General features: G+C 63.4%; 21 protein-coding genes. 12 read left to right on the top strand and 9 right to left on the bottom strand.

The window, feature by feature from the left end:
* Window positions 1-66: 66 nt before the first annotated feature.
* Window positions 67-1,104: a recombinase RecA gene (recA, locus tag QM609_RS14290; RefSeq protein ID WP_007735170.1), complete on the top strand. Its 1,038-nt coding sequence runs from the start codon at window positions 67-69 to the stop codon at window positions 1,102-1,104.
* Between the two features lie 8 nt (window positions 1,105-1,112).
* The gene (gene recX / locus QM609_RS14285) at window positions 1,113-1,691 is read left to right on the top strand and encodes a recombination regulator RecX (RefSeq protein ID WP_050655795.1); all 579 of its coding nucleotides are present in this window, start codon (window positions 1,113-1,115) and stop codon (window positions 1,689-1,691) included.
* Window positions 1,692-1,806: 115 nt separating this feature from the next.
* Here the strand turns inward: recX and QM609_RS14280 are convergent, their stop codons facing one another.
* From QM609_RS14280 to gluA, 4 genes are all read right to left on the bottom strand, one after another.
* A complete protein-coding gene (locus QM609_RS14280) occupies window positions 1,807-2,703 on the bottom strand; it encodes an amino acid ABC transporter permease (RefSeq protein ID WP_007735172.1) in 897 nt (298 codons plus the stop codon).
* A complete protein-coding gene (locus tag QM609_RS14275; RefSeq protein WP_003942105.1) occupies window positions 2,700-3,380 on the bottom strand; it encodes an amino acid ABC transporter permease in 681 nt (226 codons plus the stop codon). The genes QM609_RS14280 and QM609_RS14275 overlap by 4 nt, the downstream gene beginning before the upstream one ends.
* Before the next feature lie 98 nt (window positions 3,381-3,478).
* Window positions 3,479-4,309 (bottom strand): glutamate ABC transporter substrate-binding protein, encoded by an 831-nt coding sequence (locus QM609_RS14270; RefSeq protein WP_003942146.1) that lies wholly within the window; start codon window positions 4,307-4,309, stop codon window positions 3,479-3,481.
* A 124-nt stretch (window positions 4,310-4,433) separates the two neighbouring features.
* Window positions 4,434-5,162, bottom strand: a complete 729-nt coding sequence (gene gluA / locus QM609_RS14265) for a glutamate ABC transporter ATP-binding protein GluA (RefSeq protein WP_007735175.1) — start codon at window positions 5,160-5,162, stop codon at window positions 4,434-4,436.
* A 231-nt stretch (window positions 5,163-5,393) separates the two neighbouring features.
* Here gluA and miaB point away from each other — a divergent pair, with 231 nt between their 5' ends.
* Complete coding sequence (gene miaB / locus QM609_RS14260; protein ID WP_047271495.1) at window positions 5,394-6,941, top strand: tRNA (N6-isopentenyl adenosine(37)-C2)-methylthiotransferase MiaB; 1,548 nt, start codon at window positions 5,394-5,396, stop codon at window positions 6,939-6,941.
* Window positions 6,938-7,528 (top strand): Rv2732c family membrane protein, encoded by a 591-nt coding sequence (locus tag QM609_RS14255; protein ID WP_003942155.1) that lies wholly within the window; start codon window positions 6,938-6,940, stop codon window positions 7,526-7,528. The genes miaB and QM609_RS14255 overlap by 4 nt, the downstream gene beginning before the upstream one ends.
* A 94-nt stretch (window positions 7,529-7,622) precedes the next feature.
* On the opposite strand, the gene QM609_RS14250 is transcribed toward QM609_RS14255, so the two are convergent.
* Window positions 7,623-9,008 (bottom strand): DUF349 domain-containing protein, encoded by a 1,386-nt coding sequence (locus tag QM609_RS14250; RefSeq protein ID WP_050655796.1) that lies wholly within the window; start codon window positions 9,006-9,008, stop codon window positions 7,623-7,625.
* Between the two features lie 139 nt (window positions 9,009-9,147).
* On the opposite strand from QM609_RS14250, the gene QM609_RS14245 reads away from it, so the two are divergent.
* From QM609_RS14245 to QM609_RS14215, 7 genes are all read left to right on the top strand, one after another.
* Entirely contained in the window at window positions 9,148-9,909 is a 762-nt protein-coding gene (locus tag QM609_RS14245; RefSeq protein ID WP_042450672.1) for a class III extradiol dioxygenase subunit B-like domain-containing protein, read from the top strand.
* On the top strand, window positions 9,897-10,832 hold the full coding sequence (gene miaA, locus QM609_RS14240; protein ID WP_042450669.1) for a tRNA (adenosine(37)-N6)-dimethylallyltransferase MiaA: 936 nt from the start codon (window positions 9,897-9,899) through the stop codon (window positions 10,830-10,832). The genes QM609_RS14245 and miaA overlap by 13 nt, the downstream gene beginning before the upstream one ends.
* An 84-nt stretch (window positions 10,833-10,916) precedes the next feature.
* Window positions 10,917-11,588, top strand: a complete 672-nt coding sequence (locus QM609_RS14235; protein WP_003942243.1) for a class F sortase — start codon at window positions 10,917-10,919, stop codon at window positions 11,586-11,588.
* 32 nt (window positions 11,589-11,620) lie between these two features.
* Window positions 11,621-12,490 carry a diaminopimelate epimerase gene (gene dapF / locus QM609_RS14230; RefSeq protein WP_050655809.1) on the top strand — a complete coding sequence of 290 codons (870 nt, stop codon included), beginning with the start codon at window positions 11,621-11,623 and terminating at the stop codon, window positions 12,488-12,490.
* A gap of 75 nt (window positions 12,491-12,565) precedes the next feature.
* On the top strand, window positions 12,566-14,041 hold the full coding sequence (hflX, locus tag QM609_RS14225) for a GTPase HflX (RefSeq protein WP_003942213.1): 1,476 nt from the start codon (window positions 12,566-12,568) through the stop codon (window positions 14,039-14,041).
* A 10-nt stretch (window positions 14,042-14,051) separates the two neighbouring features.
* A complete protein-coding gene (locus tag QM609_RS14220; RefSeq protein WP_228232996.1) occupies window positions 14,052-15,041 on the top strand; it encodes a hypothetical protein in 990 nt (329 codons plus the stop codon).
* A 56-nt stretch (window positions 15,042-15,097) separates the two neighbouring features.
* Window positions 15,098-16,423: an alpha/beta hydrolase gene (locus QM609_RS14215; RefSeq protein ID WP_228232994.1), complete on the top strand. Its 1,326-nt coding sequence runs from the start codon at window positions 15,098-15,100 to the stop codon at window positions 16,421-16,423.
* A 39-nt stretch (window positions 16,424-16,462) separates the two neighbouring features.
* Here the strand turns inward: QM609_RS14215 and QM609_RS14210 are convergent, their stop codons facing one another.
* The 4 genes from QM609_RS14210 to QM609_RS14195 all read right to left on the bottom strand — a co-directional run bounded on the left by QM609_RS14210 (window position 16,463) and on the right by QM609_RS14195 (window position 20,665).
* A complete protein-coding gene (locus tag QM609_RS14210) occupies window positions 16,463-16,720 on the bottom strand; it encodes an HPr family phosphocarrier protein (RefSeq protein WP_003942144.1) in 258 nt (85 codons plus the stop codon).
* Between the two features lie 97 nt (window positions 16,721-16,817).
* Window positions 16,818-18,887 carry a PTS fructose transporter subunit IIABC gene (locus tag QM609_RS14205; RefSeq protein WP_050655799.1) on the bottom strand — a complete coding sequence of 690 codons (2,070 nt, stop codon included), beginning with the start codon at window positions 18,885-18,887 and terminating at the stop codon, window positions 16,818-16,820.
* A gap of 18 nt (window positions 18,888-18,905) precedes the next feature.
* Window positions 18,906-19,901, bottom strand: coding sequence for a 1-phosphofructokinase family hexose kinase (locus QM609_RS14200; protein WP_007735190.1), 996 nt, complete (start codon window positions 19,899-19,901; stop codon window positions 18,906-18,908).
* On the bottom strand, window positions 19,898-20,665 hold the full coding sequence (locus tag QM609_RS14195; RefSeq protein WP_003942134.1) for a DeoR/GlpR family DNA-binding transcription regulator: 768 nt from the start codon (window positions 20,663-20,665) through the stop codon (window positions 19,898-19,900). The genes QM609_RS14200 and QM609_RS14195 overlap by 4 nt, the downstream gene beginning before the upstream one ends.
* Window positions 20,666-20,856: 191 nt before the next feature.
* On the opposite strand from QM609_RS14195, the gene QM609_RS14190 reads away from it, so the two are divergent.
* The gene (locus tag QM609_RS14190; protein WP_050655800.1) at window positions 20,857-22,530 is read left to right on the top strand and encodes a putative PEP-binding protein; all 1,674 of its coding nucleotides are present in this window, start codon (window positions 20,857-20,859) and stop codon (window positions 22,528-22,530) included.
* The last annotated feature ends 33 nt before the right edge of the window (window positions 22,531-22,563 follow it).

The raw sequence follows: 22,563 nt of genomic DNA, 5'->3' as shown, positions 1-22,563 counted from the left end.
CAGGCGCTGAAGAGACGGAGTCTGCTCAGGCAGGCACTGAAGACTGAAACAAGGATGGGGATCACGATGGCACCACAGGCACCTGATCGGGACAAGGCACTCGACCTCGCGTTGGCGCAGATCGACAAGAACTTCGGCAAGGGTTCGGTGATGCGCCTGGGTGAGGGTGTCCGCCAGCCCATCGCCGTCATTCCCACCGGTTCCATCGCGCTCGACGTCGCGCTGGGTATCGGCGGACTGCCGCGTGGCCGCGTCATCGAGATCTACGGCCCGGAATCTTCGGGTAAGACCACCGTGGCACTGCACGCAGTTGCCAATGCTCAGGCCAACGGCGGCATCGCGGCGTTCATCGACGCGGAGCACGCACTCGATCCCGACTATGCAGCCAAGCTGGGCGTCGACACCGATGCACTCCTGGTCTCACAGCCGGACACGGGTGAGCAGGCCCTCGAAATCACCGACATGCTGATCCGTTCAGGCGCCCTCGACATCGTCGTGATCGACTCCGTGGCCGCTCTTGTTCCTCGCGCCGAGATCGAAGGCGAGATGGGTGACAGCCACGTCGGTTTGCAGGCTCGACTGATGAGTCAGGCGCTGCGCAAGATCACCGGTGCCATGAACAACTCGGGCACCACCGTCATCTTCATCAACCAGCTTCGCGAGAAGATCGGCGTGATGTTCGGTTCTCCCGAAACCACCACCGGTGGTAAGGCACTGAAGTTCTACGCTTCGGTCCGCCTCGACATCCGTCGTATCGAAACTCTCAAGGACGGTACCGACGCAGTGGGTAACCGCACTCGCGTCAAGGTCGTCAAGAACAAGGTCGCGCCGCCGTTCAAGCAGGCCGAGTTCGATATTCTCTACGGCCAGGGCATCAGCAAGGAAGGCTCGCTCATCGATATGGGTGTCGAGCACGGGTTCATCCGCAAGTCCGGCTCCTGGTACACCTACGAAGGTGACCAGTTGGGTCAGGGCAAGGAAAATGCTCGTAAGTTCTTGCTGGAGAACACCGATATCCGCGACGAGATCGAGAAGAAGATCAAGGAAAAGCTCGGTATCGGTGCTGACGTCACTGCAACCGACGAAGCTCCCGCCGACTTCTGAGTTCAGTCATGAGCTTCGACGACGGTGACAACGGCGAGAATGCTCGTGAAGAGTACGGCGCTCCTCGGCGTCGATCCCGTCAACGATCCGAGAAGCCGTCGCAACGCGCAGAAGGTGGGACGGAGGCGCAGGCCAAAGATGCTTGCCTACGCCTCCTGACCGACCGGGCGCGCAGTCGTTCCGAGCTGGAAACAAAGCTGAGCGGGCGCGGCTTCGAGCCCGAGATCATTGCCAAGGTCCTCGATCGACTCCAAGAAATCGGGTTGATCGACGACGCGGACTTCGCGAACCAGTGGGTTCATTCGCGGCATACGTACTCGGGCAAGGGAAAGCGTGCGCTTGCAGTCGAGTTGCGGCTCAAAGGAATCGACCAGGACACCGCTTCCGAAGCGTTGTCACAGATCGATCCGGAAGATGAACGCGAGCGAGCAGCGGAGCTGGTTCGGCGGAAGCTGAAGAACAAGCCCGTCGATGATCGCGACAAGGCCACGCGTCGACTGGTCTCGATGCTGGCACGCAAGGGATATTCAGCGGGGATGTCCTACGAGGTGGTCAAAGCCGAGATGGCGGCGGTCACCGACTCGTAGCGAAGTGCAGCATTCAGAACAACAGGGCGGGGGTACCACCGAAATTCGGTGGTACCCCCGCCCTGTTGTGTATTCACGCTAACGCGGCTGGATTCGACTCACGGCTCCATCTGATTCACGGCTTGGTCAGGTCCATACCCGGAACCGAAACAGCTGGGTCGGCGGACGGAGCCGCGATGGGGCCCTTGCCCTTTCGCTTCCCGGACCGCAGGCGCTTCTCCACCTTGGTTGCCAGGAAGGTCAGAGCCGAGTTGAGAGCGATCATGATCGCGGCGACCACGATGAGCGCCGGCAGGAAGTTTCCGTAGAAGGTGCCGAGCTGTTGGGCCTGACGCACCAGCTCGACATATCCGATCAGGTAACCGAGGGCGGAGTCCTTCAACGCCACGACCATCTGTGAAATCAGGGCCGGGAGCATGGCGGTAACCGCCTGGGGGAGCAGGATCGTCACCATGATCTGCGTCTTGCGCATACCAAGTGCCTTGGCGGCCTCACTTTGCCCTCGTGGGAGTGAGTTGATTCCGGCACGGACGATCTCGGCGATCACAGAACCGTTGTACAGAGTCAGACCCACGACGACTGCCGCGAGTGCGAGGTACTTGGACTTGAAGACCTCGTATTCGGCGAACACCTGATACGAGAAGATCATCAGAATCAGAACCGGTACTGCTCGGAACAATTCGACGATGACGCCGCAAATCTTCCGAATGATGTTGTGCTCGGAGAGTCGGCCGATACCCAGTGCAGAACCGAGGATGAGCGCGAAGACGATGGACATCGCAGCCGCGATCAGCGTTCCCCGGATGCCGGGTATCAGATACGTTGTCCACGACGTGGATTCGAGGAACGGATCCCACTTCGCTGCTGTCAGCTGGCCCTTTTCGTCGAGTGCGCGGTAGATGACGTAACCGATTGCGACCATGAGTGCAGCGACGACAAGGGACGCGAATCGGTAGAGATTTCGCGCTCTCGGACCTGGCGCGTCGTAGAGGACTGTTGCGCGGTTGCTCATCGTGAAACCTCGAATCGCTTGCTCAGCTTGCCGAAGATCAAGCCCATGGGAAGTGTCAGGATCACGAAACCGACAGCGAAGATTCCACCGACGACAAAGATCGCCGCTTCGTTTTCGATCATCTTCTTCATCAGCGCTGAGGCTTCGGATACGCCGATCACCGCGGCGATGGTCGAGTTCTTGGTCAGTGCGATCAGCACGCTACCCAGCGGTGCTGTGACCGCGCGAAATGCCTGAGGCAGGACGATCAGCCGAAGATTTTGTGCAAACGACAGACCGAGTGATCGGCCCGCTTCGGCCTGGCCGACCGGAACGGTATTGATTCCCGATCGAAGTGACTCACACACGAACGCGGCGGTGTAGACACTGAGGCCGAGGACGGCGAGTCGGAAGTTGTTGTCCACCAGAAAAGTCGGCGAATCCGACTTGGCGAGGTTGACTCCGAGCGTCTGCGAAAGACCGAACAGACAGAACAACAGAATCAGTGTGAGGGGGGTATTGCGGAACACGGTCACGTACGCGGCGCCCAGGAATCGGGCGACCGGGACCGGTGACACGCGCATCGCCGCGATCAGCACACCGATGATGACAGCGCCGATCGCGGAGAAAAATGTCAGCTGGATCGTGGTCCAGAAGGCTTCCAGAAGCTGGTCGCCGTACTTGCTCAGAAGGTTCACTTGCCGTCTCCCCAGATCACGGGATCTCCGTTGGTGGCGTCACGCGCTGCGGCTCCCGAAGTGGGAGCCGCAGCGAGATTGACGGTGAAAAAAGCAGGTCAGTAACGATCAACGGTGGGCGGCGCCGGGATGGGGTAGCCCGAAGCGCCAACGGTGTTGTTGAAGGCTTCTTCCCATGCGCCGGTGGAGATCATCTTCTCGATGGCGTCGTTGATCTTGCCGCGGGTCTCGGAATCGTCCTTGGCCAGGCCGACGCCGTAGTTTTCCGTTGTGAACGGTTCTCCGACGACCTTCAACTGGCCGGGGTACTGTGCGGCAAAACCAGCGAGGATGATGTCATCGGTGGTGACTGCGTCGACAGCGCCGTTGCGCAGTGCTTCGACACAAGCAGAGTAGGTGTCGAACTCCTGAAGTTGGACGTCAGGTACGGAGTCCTTGACCTTCTGAGCCGGAGTGGAGCCAGTCACCGAGCAGAGCTTCTTGCCGCCGCTGAGAGAATCGCGACCGGTGATGTCGGTGTTGTCGGAGCGAACGAGCAACGATTGGCCGGCGATGAAGTACGGACCGGCAAAGCCGACCTTTTCCTTGCGTGCGTCGGTGATCGAGTAGGTGGCCACAATGTAGTCGACCTCGCCGTTCTGGATCAGGGTCTCGCGTTGGGCTGACGGTGATTCCTTGAAGGTGATTCCTTCGGGCTTCACGCCGAGTTCGTTCGCGATGTACCGGGCTACCTCGACGTCGAAGCCGGAGAACGTCCCGTCCGGATTGCGCTGACCGAGGCCGGGCTGATCGAACTTGATACCGACGGTGAGCGTTCCGTCGGCAGCACTCTGCGATGCGCTCTTTTCTTCTCCTCCACCACAAGCCGTGGCAGCGAACGCGATAGCCATGATTCCGATTCCGAAACGGACGGAGCGATTGATCTTCATGAAGATCCTCTCAGTTGTCGACATGCAAACGGTGCAGTCGAGATGAACGGTGCAGCCGAGGTGAACGGTGCAGTCGAGCAAGTTGTCTTGTGGACGAGGACAGGACTGTCGGAGGGGACTGTGATCAGTGAGTGAGGATCTTGCCGAGGAAGTCCTTGGCCCGATCCGACTTGGGATGGGTGAAGAACTCTTCGGGCGTGGTGTCTTCGACGACCTGGCCGTCAGCCATGAACAGCACACGATCGCCGGCTTTGCGGGCGAATCCCATCTCGTGCGTGACCACGAGCATGGTCATGCCTTCCTTGGCGAGGGAAGTCATGACGTCGAGGACCTCGTTGACCATCTCGGGGTCGAGAGCGGAGGTGGGCTCGTCGAACAACATCACCTTCGGCTGCATCGCAAGAGCGCGAGCGATGGCGACACGCTGTTGCTGACCGCCGGAAAGCTGCGCCGGGTACTTGTCGGCCTGATTGGCGATACCGACGCGCTCGAGCAATGCCTGCGCCGTCTTCTTGGCTTCGTCCTTCTTCGCCTTGCGGACCTTCATCGGTGCGAGCATGACGTTCTCGAGGATCGTCTTGTGTGCGAACAGGTTGAAGGACTGAAAGACCATCCCGACGTCGGCACGAAGTGCGGCAAGTGCTTTGCCCTCCTCGGGGAGCGTCTTGCCGTCGACGGCAATGGTGCCCGAGTCGATGGGTTCCAGGCGATTGATGGTGCGGCACAGAGTCGACTTACCGGAGCCCGACGGACCGAGGACGATCACCACTTGGCCCTTGGGTACTTCGAGATTGACCTCTTGCAGGACGTGAAGTTCCCCGAAGTGTTTGTTCACCGAGGTCATCGAAATCATGGATGTGGAATCGCCGGAGGTGGTCGGCGTCGTCGCATCGTCGGCTTGGGTCATAAACGAGAACCTTAGGCGTAGTTTGCGTCGACGCCCGTGATTTCGCCATGGTTCTTGCCATATGTAATGGAAATTTTACTGTGACGACGTTTATGTCGCGTTTCGGCTGTTTATCAGGGCGTTATTACACGTCGTAGTGGACGTGAGCTAGGCTGAAGCGTGTCACTGATCGACGAAATGTCCCCTGCACTTCCGGAGCCGACTGCAGTTCCGGAGCCGACTGCGAAGTCTGTTCGCACCTACGAGGTGCGGACGTACGGCTGTCAGATGAACGTCCACGATTCCGAGCGACTGTCCGGTCTGCTCGAGGACGCCGGGTATTCGAAGGCGGAGACCGGAACCGATCCTGATCTTGTCGTCTTCAACACGTGTGCGGTCCGCGAGAACGCGGACAACAAGTTGTACGGCAACCTCAGCCAGCTCGCCCCGAACAAGGAGGCGAACCCCGACATGCAGATCGCGGTCGGTGGGTGCCTGGCGCAGAAGGATCGTGACACCGTCGTCAAGAAGGCACCGTTCGTCGATGTCGTCTTCGGCACTCACAACATCGGCTCGCTTCCCGCGCTGCTCGACCGTGCGCGTCACAATCAGCGCGCCGAGGTCGAAATCCTCGACGCACTCGAGGCGTTTCCGTCGACACTGCCAGCCAAGCGCGAATCTGCTTATGCAGGTTGGGTTTCCATCTCGGTGGGCTGCAACAACACGTGCACGTTCTGCATCGTTCCGGCCCTGCGTGGCAAGGAAGTGGATCGACGTCCCGGCGACATTCTGGCCGAGGTGCAGGCACTCGTCGACGAGGGTGTCTCGGAAGTAACCCTGCTCGGACAGAACGTCAATGCCTACGGCGTGTCGTTCGCCGATCCGGAGCAACCGCGCGATCGCGGAGCCTTCGCCTCCCTCTTGAAGGCATGTGGACACATCGACGGCCTCGAACGGGTGAGGTTCACATCGCCGCACCCGGCAGAATTCACCGACGACGTCATCGAAGCGATGGCAACCACTCCCAACGTCTGCCCGCAGCTGCACATGCCGTTGCAGTCCGGTTCGGACAAGGTTCTCAAAGCGATGAAGCGCTCGTACCGCAAGTCGAAGTACCTCGGGATCATCGAGAAGGTGCGCGCCGCCATGCCGCACGCCGCCATCACCACGGACATCATCGTCGGGTTCCCGGGGGAGACGGAGGAGGATTTCGAGGAGACGCTGGACGTCGTGCGTAAGGCGCGATTCTCCAACGCCTACACCTTCCAGTACTCCAAGCGCCCGGGCACGCCGGCGGCGGAGATGGCCGATCAGCTTCCCAAAGAGGTTGTCCAGGAACGCTACATGCGATTGCTCGCCGTTCAGGAAGAAGTGAACATCGAGGAAAATCGCAAGCTCGTCGGCACCGAGGTCGAACTCTTGGTGGCAGCGGGGGAGGGTCGGAAGAACGCGGCGACTCAACGTCTCAGTGGTCGCGCGCGAGACGGCCGCCTGGTGCATTTCCGCCCCGAGGGAAACCTCGACGGCACAATCCGACCCGGTGACGTGGTGACGGTCGTCGTCACCCACGGAGCCCCTCATCACCTCGTGGCAGATGACGGAGTGCTCACGCACCGTCGGACCCGCGCCGGTGATTCGTTCGAAAAGGGCATCACACCCAAGACCCCGCCCATCGGCGTAGGTCTCGGACTACCGAAGATCGGTGCCCCGGCCCCACAACCCGTCCAGATGGGATGCAACGCATGACCTCGCAACACGAGAACACGACACCACAGCCGGGCGACGACGCCTTCGAGGGCTACCGCAAGGATCTCGACGACGCGGAACGCAAGGTCGCGGGAGAAATCGATCCGGGTGTGCGCGCCATGGTTGTCGCGGTTGCGGTGCTCGTGCTGGTCGGCACCCTTGCCCTGCCCCATGCGGGAGTTGCGAACGGCTGGGATGTGCTCGCGTACAACCAGGACGCGGAAACCGAACGGATTGCACTGTTCTCACGCTTGTTCGTGTGGTTCGTCGTCATCTTCGGCATCGGATTCTCGATGCTCGCGCTGGTCACGCGGCGTTGGAGTCTGGCCTGGGTCGCACTCGCCGGCAGTGCCGTGGCGAGCGCTCTCGGCATGATGGCCGTCTGGTCGCGTCAGACCATTCCCGCCGGTTTCAATGTGGCAGGACCGTCGATCGGGCTGATCATCGGATGGTTTGCCGTCGTGTTCTTGACCTTCCATTGGCTCAAGGTGGTCTGGACACGAACCAACATTCAGCTCGCTGCCGAGGAGCAACGCCGGATTGCTGCGGCCGAAGCCGAGAAGCATCAGGAATGGAACGTCGGCTGACACAGCAGGCAGTCCGTCCAAAGCACAAGACAACGCCGGCTGACTCCTTTCGGAATCAGCCGGCGTTTTTGTTGTCTTTACAGCTCGTCGTCGATTACTCGTTGACGGCGCTTTCGGCAGCTTCGGCCCACTCACGCCACTGCTTGGCCTGAGCGAGAGCCTTCTCGGCGTCCTTCGTCTTGCCGGCAGCCTGAGCCTTGGCGGCCTGCTCCTCGAACTGGCTCACCCGCTCCTTGAACTGCGCGACCCGGGCAAGTGCTTCCGGATCGGTGCGACGCCACTCGGCGTCGACCGCGTCGCGCACCTTGGTTTCGATGGCCCGGAGCTTCGCTTCGAGTTCCTGCATTCGGTCGCGCGGCACCTTGCCGATCGCGTCCCACTTCTCCTGCAGGTCGCGAAGCGCTGCACGAGCATTCTCGAGTCCGTGCGCCGGGTCGATGTTCGCGTTCGCAGCGAGCAGCTCTTCCTTCGCGACTGCGTTCTGCTCGAATTCGGCGTCGCGCTCGGATGCAGCAGCGTTGCGCGCGGCGAAGAACACGTCCTGAGCGCCCTTGAAGCGCTTCCACAGGTTGTCGTCGGCCTCGCGCGGTGCGCGGCCGGCAGCCTTCCACTCGCTGAGCAGATCGCGGAATTCCCCGGCGGTCTGTCCCCATTCAGTGGAGGTCGACAGCTTCTCGGCGCGCTCGACCAGTTCTTCCTTCGTCGAACGGGCGCTCGCACGATCCCGGTCGAGTTCGGCGAAGTGCGCTCCACGTCGTCGGTTGAAGGACTCGCGAGCCTTGGAGTACCGCTTCCACAGCGCGTCGTCGACCTTGCGGTCGATTCCGCGAATCGTCTTCCACTCGTCGAGAATCTCGCGCAGTCGATCACCCGCGGTCTTCCACTGGGTCGACTCCGAGCCGATCTGCTCGGCCTCGACTGCGAGGGCCTCCTTGCGGGCGGTGCTTGCCGCGCGCGACTGTTCCTTCTCTTCCTTCGCGTGCGCTGCGGCCTCGTCGGAACCGGCAACGATCACGTCGAGTCGGCGAGCCAAAGCGTCGAGGTCACCGATCACTGCAGCGGTCGAGAGGGATTCGGACAGAGCGATGGCGGCAGCCTTGGTCTTCTTGGCGTCTCCGGCGCCCGACGTCAGTCGCGCCTCGAGTAGCGAGACCTCGGTCGCGAGGTCGTCGTAGCGACGACCGAAATGGGCGAGGCCCTCGGTGGCGTCGCCGGCCTGCCACGAACCGATCTGACGTTCACCGTCAGCGGTCTTCACCCAGGCGGTTCCGTCTTCCTCGACGCGTCCGAACTTGCTCGGGTCGCTGGCCGGTGTGGCGGTGACGGCATGCGAGGCTGCTGGTCCGGGGCGAGGTGCTCCGGGGCGGGGCGCACCGGGGCGTGGTCCACCAGGTTTGGGAGCGCCGGGTTTGGGTGCTGCCGGGCTCGGGCTGGCCGAACTGCTGTCGGCGCCGGTGGTGGGTTCACTGTTCTCGGTCATCGGTCCTCGTCTCTGCCGCGCGTCACGGCTGCCTGATCGCATTCCTGGTTCCATTGAACCCGGTACTCACGTTCTCCGACTATTGAATCAGGTAAGAGGGTGTGAGGTCGCCACCTCGGGGTCGACTAGCGTGGCAACTGTGTTGACTTCCGCTGTTCTCGTCCCCTCGGCGCCGTTACTCGTGCCGGAATTGTCCGGTGATTCGGCCGAGTCCGCTCAGGTGCGCGCTACAGCGATAGCCGCCGTGCGCCGGCTCTCTCACGAGGCGGTTCACTGGGTGGGCGTCGGTGTCGGCCTCGAGAATGCAGGACCCAAGAATGCAGCAGGCGAACTCTGGCGATCGGGCGTCGGACGTGGGCAGATCGGTACGTTCGCTGGATTCGGCGCCGATGTCCGGACGTCACTGGACGCGGATGCGGCAGGCGAACCGATGCCATCTCTCGAACTGTGCGCCCTTGTTGCCGGCTGGCTGCGTGGCCGAACAGACGTGGAGATAACCGTCGACATGCACGTCGTCAGTGCAAAGGCGTCGGCGAATGAATGTCGTGAGTTCGGGCAGCAGCTGCGCAAGCAACTCGACAGCGACAACCGACCGCAAGGGCTTCTGATCGTTGCTGACGGTGCGTCCACGCTGACGGCAAAGGCGCCAGGAAGCTTCGACGAGCGCGCCGCGGGTGTGCAGTCGGCCATCGACGACGCCCTGACGGCCGGTGACCCGGAGGCGCTTCTTGCTCTCGATCCCCAGCTCTGCCGGAGTGTCGGAGCCCAGGGGCGCGCGGCGTGGCAGGTCCTGGCCGGTGCCTTTACGGGCTCGTCTCGGTCAGCCCATCCTCGCGCGACGGTCGACTACAGCGATGCGCCGTTCGGCGTCGGTTACCACGTCGGGACGTGGCGGCCGTGAACGTCCCTGAAGAACTTCGCCCGATCGCAGTTGTCGGTCCGACAGCGTCGGGAAAGTCCGATCTCGCGCTGGCACTGGCCGAGGAATTCGGCGGTGAAATCATCAACATCGACGCGATGCAGCTCTATCGCGGCATGGATATCGGGACCGCCAAACTGACGCCGGCCGAGCGTCGCGGGATTCCGCATCACCTGCTCGACGTTCTCGACGTGAAGGAGACCGCCACCGTCGCGCGTTATCAAAGCGACGCGATCGCGATCGCCGAGAATCTGATCGTGGCGGGCAAGGTTCCGGTGATCGTCGGCGGATCCATGATGTACGTCCAGTCTCTACTCGACGAATGGTCCTTTCCGGCAACGGATCCCGAAGTTCGTGCGAAGTGGGAGGCAGTGCTGGCCGACGGTGGGGTCGGTGCGGTGCATACGGCGCTTGTTGCTGCTGATCCGGTAGCGGCGGCGTCGATACTGCCGACGGACGGCCGGCGGATGGTTCGGGCGCTCGAGGTCGTCGAGCTGACAGGTCTGCCGTTCGCGGCCTCGGCGCCGCAGATCGGTGACCCTCGATGGGGAACCCGCATTCTCGGCGTGGATCGGGATACGGAAGAACTCGACGCCCGGATTCGGTTGCGAACAGAGCTGATGTTTTCAGACGGACTTGTCGACGAAGTTGCCGTGCTCGTCGAGCAAGGATTGCGTGATGGCGTCACCGCGCCGCGAGCCATCGGCTACGCACAGGTGCTCGCACATTTCGACGGTGAATACGATCTGGCCGAAGCACTCGAACGGACGTTCATCGGGACACGGCGCTATGTTCGCCGACAACGATCATGGTTCCGTCGTGACGCACGCGTGCACTGGCTCGACGGTGCCGATCCGGAGCTGCCCAACTCCGCCTTCGCGGCGCTCGCAGATCGCGGCCTGTAACACGATCGAGCAGATCAGCTATCTTACAGTTAGCTATTTCGCGATCGATCGGTTTCGCGAGCGATGAACTGGAGGTCAACGAGCATGGCGCAGACCGCGGCGCACGCGCATCCGAAACGTCGACGCGCGGGTCGGCTACCGCTGGTTCTTCTGCTCGTCACATTTCTCACGGTCGGCGGGGTACTGATCTACTTTGCGGTGAGTGCGGCCGGGAAGCCCATCAGCGCACCTGTTCCCGAAGCGCCCTTCGACGTGGGAGCCCCAACCGATCCAGGGGCGACGTGGGCGCCTGCGCCAACGGATCTGCCGCCGAACACGCTCGCGATTCCCGATCTGGATGTGCGAGCCGACATCGTGACCAGTGGGTTCGGCGCCAACCGCGGAATGATCCTTCCGCATCCTGACAAGGTTTCGCATTTCACCAACGGCGTGCAGTTCGGATCTTCGGAGGGTACCAATCTTGTTGCCGGCCACGTCGACGACGGTGACCGCACGCACGGCGCCTTGTGGGCGCTGCACCAGATGAAGCCCGGAACACCGATCTATGTCAGTGACGACACCGGAACGATGTTCACCTATCACGCAGCGAGCCTGAAGTTGTACGAAAAGGTGGCTTTGCCTGCGGAGTTCTTCTCCGAATCCGGTGCGCCCAGGCTTGTCCTGGTGACCTGCGGCGGCGCAACGGTGCCCGACCCCTCGTTGCCGTCTGGATTCACGTACGAACAGAACGTCGTGGTCACCGCGTCACCTGCGTAAGTCGCTCGGTAGGTCCGGATAGGATGGCGACCATGGATTTCAGTAAGGGCCACGGCACGCAGAACGACTTCGTTGTTCTCCCTGACCTCGACGTTCGGATCGATCTCGAGCCGGCGCGAGTTTCAGCGTTGTGTGATCGTCAGCGTGGCCTCGGCGCCGACGGCATCCTTCGTGTCGCCCGGGCAGGCGCACTTGCGGACGCGGGCGTGCTCGGTGCGCTGCCCGACGGCGTCGCTGCCGAAGACTGGTTCATGGACTACCGCAACAGCGACGGCTCCATCGCCGAGATGTGCGGAAACGGCGTTCGCGTATTCGCCCACTATCTCAAGGCCTCGGGCTTGGAGAGCAAGGACGAGTTCGTGGTCGGCAGCCGCGCCGGAGCGCGTCCGGTCGTGGTGCACGGCTACGACGCCACGCATGGTGACGTGACCGTGGCGATGGGCCCGATCAAGGACCTCGGCACCAGCTCGGCAACAATCGACGGCCGCGTCTTCGCCGGCGTCGGGATCGACGTCGGTAATCCGCATTTGGCGTGTGTCGACGAGCACGTGACGGCAGAAGTGTTGAGTGCGCTCGATTTGAGTGTTTCTCCGGGCTTCGATCCCGGGTTCTTCCCGCACGGGGTCAACATCGAGATCGTGACGCCGATCCACGACGGTGGGGTCCACATGCGCGTACACGAGCGTGGTGTGGGCGAGACTCGTTCCTGCGGAACCGGAACGGTCGCAGCGGCGGCCGCGGCGCTGAGGTACGACGGCCGCGATGAAGGCTCGGTACTGGTGCGCGTGCTCGGTGGCGAGGTGCAGGTCACCGTCGAAGGCGGCAAAGGGTCGTTGCGGGGGCCCTCGGTTCTGGTGGCGAACGGGACGATCAGCGATGCCTGGTGGCAATCGCTTGTGTGATATCGCCCGCGGGAAATACGCCTGCAGGAAATACGGATGCACCGTGGCCAGGTTTCGTGGGACCATGGATCTTGTATGACGAACACACATGAAAACGAAGAGTCCACCGCTCACGAGCAGTCCGAGTACGCGCAAGCCGAATACACGGCAGCGTCCGCATCGGGCAACCCGTCGACCGGTGAGATGCAACTCGCAGATCGCGGCGCCCTGCGCCGCGTGGCCGGTCTGTCGACCGAGCTCGAGGACGTCACCGAAGTCGAGTACCGCCAGCTTCGACTCGAAAGAGTTGTCCTGGTCGGCGTCTGGACGCAGGGAACTGCCGAGCAGGCCGAGGCGAGCATGACCGAGTTGGCCGCACTTGCCGAGACGGCCGGCTCCGAGGTCCTCGAAGGACTGGTTCAGCGTCGCGACAAACCTGACGCTGCCACCTACATCGGTTCCGGCAAGGCGCAGGAACTGCGCGAAGTTGTGCTGGCGACCGGTGCCGACACCGTCGTCTGCGACGGTGAGCTGACGCCGGCGCAGCTCACGGCGCTGGAGAAGATCGTCAAGGTCAAGGTCATCGACCGGACAGCTCTGATTCTCGACATCTTTGCTCAGCACGCCACTTCGCGTGAGGGTAAGGCGCAGGTCGCTTTTGCTCAGATGGAGTACATGCTCCCGCGTCTGCGTGGTTGGGGCGAGTCGATGTCGCGCCAGGCCGGTGGCCGTGCCGGCAGTAACGGCGGTGTGGGTCTGCGTGGTCCCGGTGAAACGAAAATCGAGACGGACCGCCGTCGTATTCGTGAGCGCATGGCAAAACTACGCCGCGAGATCAAGGGCATGAAGGCCGCTCGCGACACCAAGCGCACACGTCGACTGCAGAGCGACATCCCGTCGATCGCCATCGTCGGATACACCAACGCGGGCAAATCGAGTCTGCTCAATTCGCTCACCGGATCGGGTGTGCTCGTGGAGAACGCGTTGTTCGCCACCTTGGACCCGACCACTCGCCGCGCAGCACTCGACGACGGCCGCGAGTACGTACTCACCGACACGGTCGGCTTCGTGCGACACCTGCCGACTCAGTTGGTCGAGGCATTCCGCTCGACTCTCGAGGAAGTAACCGACGCGGATCTGCTGCTGCACGTCGTCGACGGTTCGGATCCGTTGCCGACAGAACAGATCAAGGCTGTGCGGGAAGTCGTCACCGATGTTCTGCGCGAGACGGATTCGAAGGCTCCGCCGGAGTTGATCGTGGTCAACAAGATCGACGCGGCAGATCCGGTTACGTTGACGCAACTGCGTGGTCTGTTGCCTGGTGCCGTGTTCGTCTCGGCGCGTACGGGTGAGGGAATCGCCGAACTACGAGCACATCTCAGCGAGGTGCTGGTTCGGCCGGAGGTCGAGGTCGACGTGCTGGTGCCGTACACGCGCGGTGACTTGATGGCTCGAATCCACTCGGACGGAACAATTTTGGAATCGACTCACGAAGAGGCCGGCACGCGGGTGCACGCACGCGTGCCACAGATGTTGGCCTCGGCATTGGTCGAGTACGCACCTAGTGCGTAGTTTCGGGGCCGTGGTCGCGGTGATTGCTGCGACTACGGCAACCGCACTGCTTCCCGGAGCGCTCGCACAGGCGTCGCCGTTCGAACCGAGCGAGTTCGCCCCACTCTGTACGCCTACCGATCCTGCGCTCCAGGAGTTGTCGGGGATGGTCGTCGTCGACGATCGGATCTACGCGATGGGCGACGGCGGCAGTGACGACTTCGTATTCGAAATGGACCTGAACTGTGTTGTCCAGAAACAGATTCCGGTCCCGATAGATCCTTACGACGTCGAAGATCTTGCGGTGAGTGGGCGAACGCTCGTTCTGTCGGACACCGGTGACAACCTCCGGACCCGCGAAACAGTGGCGTTCATCACGATGGACCTCGATTCCGGTGACGGTACGTTGCACCGCCTCACGTACCCGGACGGTGCGCACGACACCGAGTCGATACTGCTAGACCCCGACGGCCACGTTTTTGTCGTGACCAAGGAATTGTTCGGCGAAAGCAGTGTCTACACACCGATCGGGGATCAGAAACTGAGTGACTTGGCGCAGCCCGGCCCGACGCCGCTCGAGCGCGTCGGAGCCGTGTCCCTCGGACCGGAGAAGCCCGTGTCGGTGATGTTCACCGGGGGAGCGGTGTCGTCGGACGGTTCGGCGATCGCACTTCGGAGTTACTCCGACCTGTACCTGTACGAAGTCGTGGACGGCGGAATCGGCGCGACGCTCACCGGTACCGAACCGCTGCGGATCCCGCTCCCGAAGGAGCCTCAGGGTGAGGCGGTGGCATTCAACGATGCGGGCGATGTTCTGATCGGTTCTGAATCTGCCGGCGGAGCGTTGCCGCCGGTGTACGTGATGCGAGCGCTCGTGGACGCGACAGAAGCGACGGCTGACTCGTCTGACGGTTCGGTCGGTGTCGGGGTCGATCCGTGGACATTCGTGTGGGCCGGGTTGGTCGCGGCAGGATGTGCGATCGGGGGCGCGGCGTTCGTGAGATTTCGACGACGCCGCTGATTCCCAAATAATTCCACGAATTCGCAGACCGCCGGTAGATGTGGATACTGGAACGAATGCACGGGCATCAACTCCTGACGCGGCTCTCGCGTATGTCACTCGAGCACGGACACATCACCGCAGTGCTGCTCGTGGGTTCCGTCATCGTCGGCGTCGGCACGTTGCTTCTGCTTCGGTGGTTGCCGCGTAGGGCCGCGTTGGTCGCGCTAGTTCTGTCAGTGCTCGGATCAGCCACCGGTGCGACGTTCGTGTGGCTCAGCTTTCGGCCGCTGCCCGCGCAGCTACCGGCGTCGAATTTTGTCTGGATAGCGCTGGCGATGTTCGGAGTCATCGGCGCCGCACTCGTTCTCCTTCGGCGCCCAGGGCTTGCGCGTGGCCTTTCGGTGACGGCATTCGCCGGGCTGGCCGCGATCGTCGCAGTAGGTCAGGTCAACGCGCAGACCGGCACCTATCCCACACTCGGCTCACTGGTCGGGCACTGGCCGGTGGGCTCGGTCGAGAACGTTGCCTTCGATTCGCTCCCCGGGGCCGAACCTTGGGTACAACGGGGACTGCCCACCGAAACTCATTGGCAGGTTCCGGTGCGGATGCCGAGCAACGGTGTCGTGACGGAAGCGGCGATTCCAGGAAACGTTTCGGGATTCGACGCGAGGCCTGCGACGCTGTATCTCCCGCCGGCCTATCTTGCCGATCCGCGTGCCGAGTTGCCCGTACTGGTGTTGGTGGCGGGTGAACCCGGCAGCCCCAGCGACTGGCTGGACAGTGGCCGGCTCGCGACCACCGTCGACGCCTATGCGTCGAGGCATTCCGGGCTTGCTCCCGTGGTGGTGGTGCCCGACGCGTTGGGGGACTACGACGCCAACCCCGGCTGCATGGATTCGGCGCTCGGCAACGTCGCGACGTATCTGGACCAGGACGTCCCGAACTGGATCGAATCGAACCTTCAAGTGAATCCGGACGCTGCGCAATGGGCTATCGGTGGGTTTTCGTACGGCGGGACATGCGCGATCGAAATGGCCGTGAACTTCCCGGACCGATACCCGTCGTTCCTGGACTTCTCCGGCCAGGACGAACCGTCGACCGGTGACCACGAGGACACTGTGGCTGCGATGTTCGACGGCGACGAAGACGCTTTCGACGCGGTCAACGCCCGAGACCTGATGGCGCAGAATCGGTATCCGCAGTTGTCTGGTGTATTTGTCGCGGGTGAGGACGACGACATCTACCGCCCTCAGCAGGAGATCATGTTCGAGGCTGCACGCGCCGCCGACATGAACGTGGACTACTACACCCTTCCCGGCGGGCACTCGGGTGATGTGTGGGGCACTGCTCTGGAACTCGAAATGGACTGGCTGGGCCGGACACTCGCACTGACTCCGTGAGAGTGTCCGGCCCGCTGCACAGCACCGACTGACATCAGGTCAGGCGTCGAGATCAGCGGCTACCAGCTCGGCGACCTTGGCGAGTGCGTCGGCGTCGTCGGACTCGATGGTTACTTCGGTGTCCTTGGCGGCTCCGAGTGTCATGATCATCAGTGCCGAACCTGCATCCACGGGTTCGCCGTCGGCGACTGCGAGGGTGACCGTGGCGCCGGAGGCTCCGACTGCTTCGGCGATGAGAGCGGCGGGGCGGGCGTGGAGGCCGACTGCGGAACCGACGGCAACTGTCTTGCTGGGCATGGGATCTCCTCGTTGTAGAACTGTCGTTGCGGACGTTATGGGGTGTTCGGGCAGATCTGGTGACTCAGGTGGTGACTGCAGTGTTGCCTGCTGTCGATCATGCCGCAGCGGGCACGATTTCGGGGTCGAGTTCGGCATCGGACGGCCCCTTGCGGAAGAACTCCTTGGCTCCGACGACGGCGAGCGCAGCTACCACGGTTCCCGCGGCGAGCGAGACCAGGAACCAGCCGATTCCGCCGACTGCGAAGAAGACGAAGATCCCGCCGTGCGGGGCGCTGAGAGTGACGTCGAAAGCCATGATCAGCGCGCCGGTGACCGCGCCGCCCGCCATCATCGAGGGGATCACGCGAAGCGGGTCGGCAGCGGCGAACGGAATCGCGCCCTCGGAGATGAATGCCGAACCCAGCAACCAGGCAGCCTTTCCGTTCTCCCGTTCGGCTTCGCTGAAGAGCTTGGGACGCAGCACCGTCGAGGCAAGTGCCATGGCAAGCGGCGGAACCATACCGGCAGCCATGACAGCCGCCATGATGCGCAAAGTGGCCGGGTCGTTGACGTTGAGTCCGGCGACGGCGAAGGCGTAAGCCGCCTTGTTGACCGGTCCACCGAGGTCGAAGCACATCATCAGGCCGAGAATGATGCCGAGGAAGATGGCCGAGCTGCCGGACAGTCCGTTGAGCCAGTCGGTGAGACCGGAGGTGATCGCGGCGAGCGGACGCCCGAGGACGATGAACATCAGTGCTCCGACGACCAGCGTCGCGAACAGCGGGATGATTACCACCGGCATCAGGCCTCGCAGCCACTGCGGGACGGCGATCCGGCCGATGTAGAGCGCGACGACACCGGCGATGAGACCACCGACCAAGCCGCCGATGAAGCCGGCACCGACGAACACGGCGACCGCGCCGGCTGTGAAGCCGGGAGCGATGCCAGGCCGGTCGGCGATGGCGAAGGCGATGTAGCCGGCCAACGCGGGCACCAGGAAGCTGAATGCCAACGAACCGATCTGGAACAGCACTGCGCCGAGATAGGTGGCCAGACCACCGTCGGGAAGGTTGGTGATCGAGTTGTTGAGAACGATGTCCTTGGCCGGACCGGAGATCTCGTATCCGCCGAGCAGGAAGCCGAGTGCGATCAGCAGACCGCCGGCCGCGACGAACGGGATCATGTAGCTGACACCGGTCAGGAGGACCTGACGGAGGTGGGTGCCGAACCCTACGGAACCGGCATCGGAATCCGCGGCCGCTGCCGCGGTGCCGTCAACGGTGGCGGCGGCGGGATTCTCGGAGGCGCGCAACGCTTCTGCGAGCATCTTGTCCGGCTCGTTGATTGCCCGCTTCACACCGGAAGCGACGACGGGCTTACCGGCGAATCGTTCGCGGCCCTTCACGCCGACGTCGGTGGCGAAGATGACCGCGGCGGCTCCCGCGATCACCGAAGGGTCAAGGGGGGTGCTTCCGCTCGAACCTTGGGTTTCGACGTGCACCTTGACGCCGGCGCGTTCACCCGCGGCGACGAGTGAGTCCGCCGCCATGTAGGTGTGAGCGATTCCGGTCGGGCAGGCGGTGACCGCGACGATGTGACGCTCCGCGGGCGCTGGTGCCGGGGTCTCCTCGGTAGCGTGTTTCCCGGTGGAAACAGGTGCCGGGGGTGTCGCTGCCGCGGCCTTTGCTGCAGGATCCTTCGGCGCGGGATTTAGTACCTCGTCGACCAGTCTCACGATCTCGTCCGGCGTCGACGCTTCACGAAGTGACGTGACGAACGCGGGCCTGACGAGTGCTCGGGCCAAGGAGGAGAGCAGCTTCATGTGCTCGGCCCCGGCGCCTTCGGGTGCCGCGATCAGGAAGACCAGATCGGCGGGGCCGTCGGGTGCACCGAAGTCGACCTTCGGATCGAGTCGAGCAAACCCCAGGGACGCGGACGAGACAGCCTCGGCGCGGCAGTGGGGAATTGCGATTCCGCCGGGCAGTCCGGTCGCGGACTGCGCTTCGCGAGCGAGTGCGGCATCGACCAATCCCGCGGCGTCGCTCGCCCGTCCCGCTGCAGTCAATCGCGCTGCGAGAGAACGAATGACATCTTCCTTGGTCGAACCCAGGTCGGTGTCGAGTGAGATCAGTTCGGGACTGATGATCTCCGGGCCGGAACTGCCGGCTGCGGTGGTATCGGACATGTCAGGTTCCTTAGGGCGTCAGGCGAGTTCGGTGGGGACGGGGATGGGAGAGGCGGCATCTGCTGCAGATACCGAAACCGCTGCCAGATCGATCTGTTCGGGTGTGGGAAGGGTTGTGCCGGGAAGGGAGGCAGCGGCGCTTCCGTAGGCGACCGCGTGACGTAGCCGCTCGGATTCCGAGCCGCCGCCCGCTTCGGCGAGGATGTAGCCGGCCAGCGACGAATCGCCTGCGCCGACGGTACTGACTGCGACAATCGGGGGAGCGGTGGCGATCCACGCGCCGTCGGCCGTGACGAGGACGGCACCGGCTGCGCCGAGCGTGGCGAGCACGCTGCCGACGCCGCGATCGACCAATCGCTGCGCCGCCGTGATTGCAGGCCCGGGATCACCGTTCTCGGCAGCACGTTCGAGGACGTGGCCGTCGACGCCGGTCAGTTGCGCGAGTTCCTCGCCGTTGGGTTTGAGCAGATCAGGTGCCGAGCCGGGGAAGCCTTCGGCGAGTGCCGTCAGTGGGGCGTCCGAGGTGTCGACCGCCACCTTGCACGGGTGATCGCGCAGCGCGGCGACCAGTTCGCCGTACCACCCCAGAGGAACGCCGGGAGGCAGTGAGCCGGACAGCGCGAACCACAGTGCGGTATCGGCGCGGGCGATCAACTCCTGTGCCAGGGCGTCGAGAGTCGAACCGGACAGCGTTGCGCCGGGTTCGTTGATCTTCGTCGTGGTCCCGTCCGGTTCGGCGATGGTGATGTTGGTGCGAGCCGGACCCGTTGTGGCGACGCCGATGTGGGGAATCCCACCGGCTGCGAGCGCCGAGAGCAACGGATCGCCACCATTTCCCGGTAGAACGGCGAGCACGTCGAGGTCGGCTGCGGCGAGAACACGCGCGACGTTGACCCCCTTGCCGCCGGGGTCGCTGCGAGTGGAGTGGGCGCGTAGGACGGAGCCTCGTTCGAGCCGTTGCTCGAGTTGTACGGTCCGATCGATACTCGGGTTGGCTGTCAGTGTGACGATCATGCGATCACCACCTCGATTCCGTGGTCGTGGAACTCGGATGTGTCTGTGGGACTGATCTCTTCGTCGGTTATGAGGACGTCGATGCTGTCGAGTGGCGCGAAGCTGATCAAGTGCTCGCGGCCGACTTTGCTGGAATCGGCCACCACGACAACGTGATTGGCGGCCTTGACCATCGCTCGTTTGACGGCGGCCTCCTCGCTGTCCGGGGTGGAGAGTCCGTGCCCGACGCTGATCGCGTTGGTTCCGACGAAGGCGACGTCGACCCGCAACGTGCTCAGCAGGCGTAGAGCGTCCTCGCCGACCGCGGCTTGCGTCACCCCGCGTACTCGTCCGCCGAGCAGGATCAGGGAAATCGAGTTCATCGATGCCAGTCGTGCGCCGATCGGCACGGAATTGGTCACGGCCGTGAAGTCGTTCTCGGTCGGTAGTTCGGGGATCATGCGGCCCGTGGTCGTGCCCGCGTCGAAGATGACGCTGCCGCCGGTAGGAGGGAGATAGGTGACCGCGCAGCGGGCGATCCGGTCTTTCTGTTGCGCGCGGGTCTGATCGCGTTCCGCCATGCCCGGTTCGGTCACGTGGAGGGATCCGGTCGGAACGGCGCCGCCGTGTACACGCCTGATCTGTCCGATCCGCTCGAGGAAGGCCAGATCGCGACGCACGGTCTCGGTGGTCACACCGAAGGTTTCCGAAAGCGCCGCCACGGACATGCGTCCGCGCTGCGACACCATGGTGCCGATCGCTTGTTGGCGTTCTTCCGCGTACACGTGCTCTCCGATTCCGAAATGTGATTCGACGGTGCGTTGTGGATCACAGTGAATGTTGCTTTATGTTGTTTTACGCCCGAGTGTGTTGACATGTCAAGACTTGGGAGTAATCTTCGTCACAACGAAGGTGAGGGCTTTACGCGCTCGAGGTGATCCGGTGTGACACCGGGCCCATCGCTCAAGGAGGACAGATGACCGAACAGCTCAACCGAATCACCGTGCACGGCACCCCCGTCGTGCCCGGAATTGCCTACGGCCCGGCTATCTGGCCGTCCAGCCGACCGGAACTCGTCACCGATGCACCGGCCCTCGACGAGGCCGATCGAGAGGCAGCTGCAGACGCCTTCGTCGCAGCAGCGAAGGCGGTCGAGAACCGCCTTCTCGGACGGGCTGCCGAAGCCACAGGCGCGGCCGCCGAGGTCTTGCAGGCCAACGCGGCGATGGCAGCTGATCGTGGCTGGATCGGGGCGGCCAAGAAGTCGATCGCCGGCGGAGTGCCCCCGGTGCAGGCTGCGATCGCGGCGACGGAGCAGTTCGTGGTGCTGTTCACCAAGGTCGGCGGTGTGATGGCCGAGCGCGTCACCGATCTCGAGGACATCCGCGACCGCGTGATCGCCGAACTCTCCGGATTGCCCGAACCCGGAGTTCCGATGCCCGAGACGCCGTCGGTGCTGTGCGCGGACGATCTGGCTCCTGCGGACACCGCGGGCCTCGATGCAACCAAGATCATCGGACTCGTGACCATCTTCGGCGGCCCGACCAGCCACACGGCAATCATCGCGAGGCAGTTGGGCATCCCGTGCATCGTGGCTGCGAAGGAATTGGAATCCATCGCGGCCGGAACACCGATTCTGATCGACGGAACCACCGGCGACGTGATCGCGGAGCCGGATCCCGAACAGGCGCGCGAACTGGTCGAACAATCCCGGATCGATCGCGAACGCGTCAGCACGTGGACCGGACCAGGCCGGACGTCGGACGGTCGGCCGGTAGACGTTCTCGCCAATGTTCAAGACGGCGCGGGCGCTCGCGCCGCGGCGTTGACCGCAGCGGGAGGCATCGGGCTCTTCCGGACCGAACTCTGCTTCCTCGGCCGTGAGACCGAACCGACCGTAGACGAGCAGGCGGCGATCTACGCCGAAGTTCTCGAGGCCTTCGCAGGAAAGAAGGTCATCATTCGCACGTTGGACGCGGGTTCGGACAAGCCGCTCAAATTCGCCAACCATCAAGAGGAAGCGAATCCGGCACTCGGCGTTCGTGGGGTCCGAATCGCCTGGCAGGACATGGGAATTCTCGACCGCCAGCTGGACGCGATCGCCGCAGCTGCGGCGTCGACGAACTCGTCGCCGTGGGTGATGGCACCGATGATCGCCACCCCGGCCGAGGCGAAACGTTTTGCCGATGCGGTGCGGGCACGCGATCTCGTTCCCGGTGTGATGGTGGAGATCCCGGCGGCGGCGCTGTTGGCCGACCAGATTCTCGAACACGTCGAATTCCTCTCGATCGGTACCAACGACCTCGCTCAGTACACGATGGCTGCTGATCGGATGTCCTCCGAACTCGCCGACCTGACCGATCCGTGGCAGCCCGCGGTGCTCGCCCTTGTCGCACGTACGGCCCAGGCCGGTCAGGCGGCAGGGAAGCGCGTCGGCGTCTGCGGTGAGGCGGCCGCCGATCCACTGTTGGCGTGTGTTCTGGCCGGACTCGGAGTTTCCTCGCTGTCGTGCGCTGCGGCGTCGGTCGCGGGTGTGGGAGCGAAGGTCGGGTCAGTCACCATGGCGCAATGTGAGGCGGCTGCGGCGGCGGTGCTGGCAACCGGTGATCCGGTGGCAGCGCGCAAAGCGGCGGCCGACGCAATCAGCTGAACTGGTTTCGTTGGTCTCGGTCGGAGACCGAGC

The sequence above is a fragment of the Rhodococcus sp. IEGM 1302 genome (assembly GCF_030056935.1).
Classification (GTDB): Bacteria; Actinomycetota; Actinomycetes; order Mycobacteriales; family Mycobacteriaceae; genus Rhodococcus_F; species Rhodococcus_F qingshengii.
This window is presented reverse-complemented; position numbering and strand designations above follow the sequence as displayed.

What these genes read in the sequence shown, in the direction of transcription:
- gluA (WP_007735175.1), bottom strand. Translation starts at nt 5,162, where the DNA reads ATGATTTCGATGACCTCGGTGAACAAACACTTCGGGGAACTTCACGTC.
- QM609_RS14280 (WP_007735172.1), bottom strand. Translation starts at nt 2,703, where the DNA reads ATGAGCAACCGCGCAACAGTCCTCTACGACGCGCCAGGTCCGAGAGCG.
- recA (WP_007735170.1), top strand. Translation starts at nt 67, where the DNA reads ATGGCACCACAGGCACCTGATCGGGACAAGGCACTCGACCTCGCGTTG.
- QM609_RS14205 (WP_050655799.1), bottom strand. Translation starts at nt 18,887, where the DNA reads ATGTCCGATACCACCGCAGCCGGCAGTTCCGGCCCGGAGATCATCAGT.
- recX (WP_050655795.1), top strand. Translation starts at nt 1,113, where the DNA reads ATGAGCTTCGACGACGGTGACAACGGCGAGAATGCTCGTGAAGAGTAC.
- hflX (WP_003942213.1), top strand. Translation starts at nt 12,566, where the DNA reads ATGACGAACACACATGAAAACGAAGAGTCCACCGCTCACGAGCAGTCC.
- QM609_RS14235 (WP_003942243.1), top strand. Translation starts at nt 10,917, where the DNA reads ATGGCGCAGACCGCGGCGCACGCGCATCCGAAACGTCGACGCGCGGGT.
- QM609_RS14210 (WP_003942144.1), bottom strand. Translation starts at nt 16,720, where the DNA reads ATGCCCAGCAAGACAGTTGCCGTCGGTTCCGCAGTCGGCCTCCACGCC.
- QM609_RS14250 (WP_050655796.1), bottom strand. Translation starts at nt 9,008, where the DNA reads ATGACCGAGAACAGTGAACCCACCACCGGCGCCGACAGCAGTTCGGCC.
- QM609_RS14200 (WP_007735190.1), bottom strand. Translation starts at nt 19,901, where the DNA reads ATGATCGTCACACTGACAGCCAACCCGAGTATCGATCGGACCGTACAA.
- miaB (WP_047271495.1), top strand. Translation starts at nt 5,394, where the DNA reads ATGTCCCCTGCACTTCCGGAGCCGACTGCAGTTCCGGAGCCGACTGCG.
- QM609_RS14215 (WP_228232994.1), top strand. Translation starts at nt 15,098, where the DNA reads ATGCACGGGCATCAACTCCTGACGCGGCTCTCGCGTATGTCACTCGAG.
- dapF (WP_050655809.1), top strand. Translation starts at nt 11,621, where the DNA reads ATGGATTTCAGTAAGGGCCACGGCACGCAGAACGACTTCGTTGTTCTC.
- QM609_RS14190 (WP_050655800.1), top strand. Translation starts at nt 20,857, where the DNA reads ATGACCGAACAGCTCAACCGAATCACCGTGCACGGCACCCCCGTCGTG.
- QM609_RS14270 (WP_003942146.1), bottom strand. Translation starts at nt 4,309, where the DNA reads ATGAAGATCAATCGCTCCGTCCGTTTCGGAATCGGAATCATGGCTATC.
- QM609_RS14255 (WP_003942155.1), top strand. Translation starts at nt 6,938, where the DNA reads ATGACCTCGCAACACGAGAACACGACACCACAGCCGGGCGACGACGCC.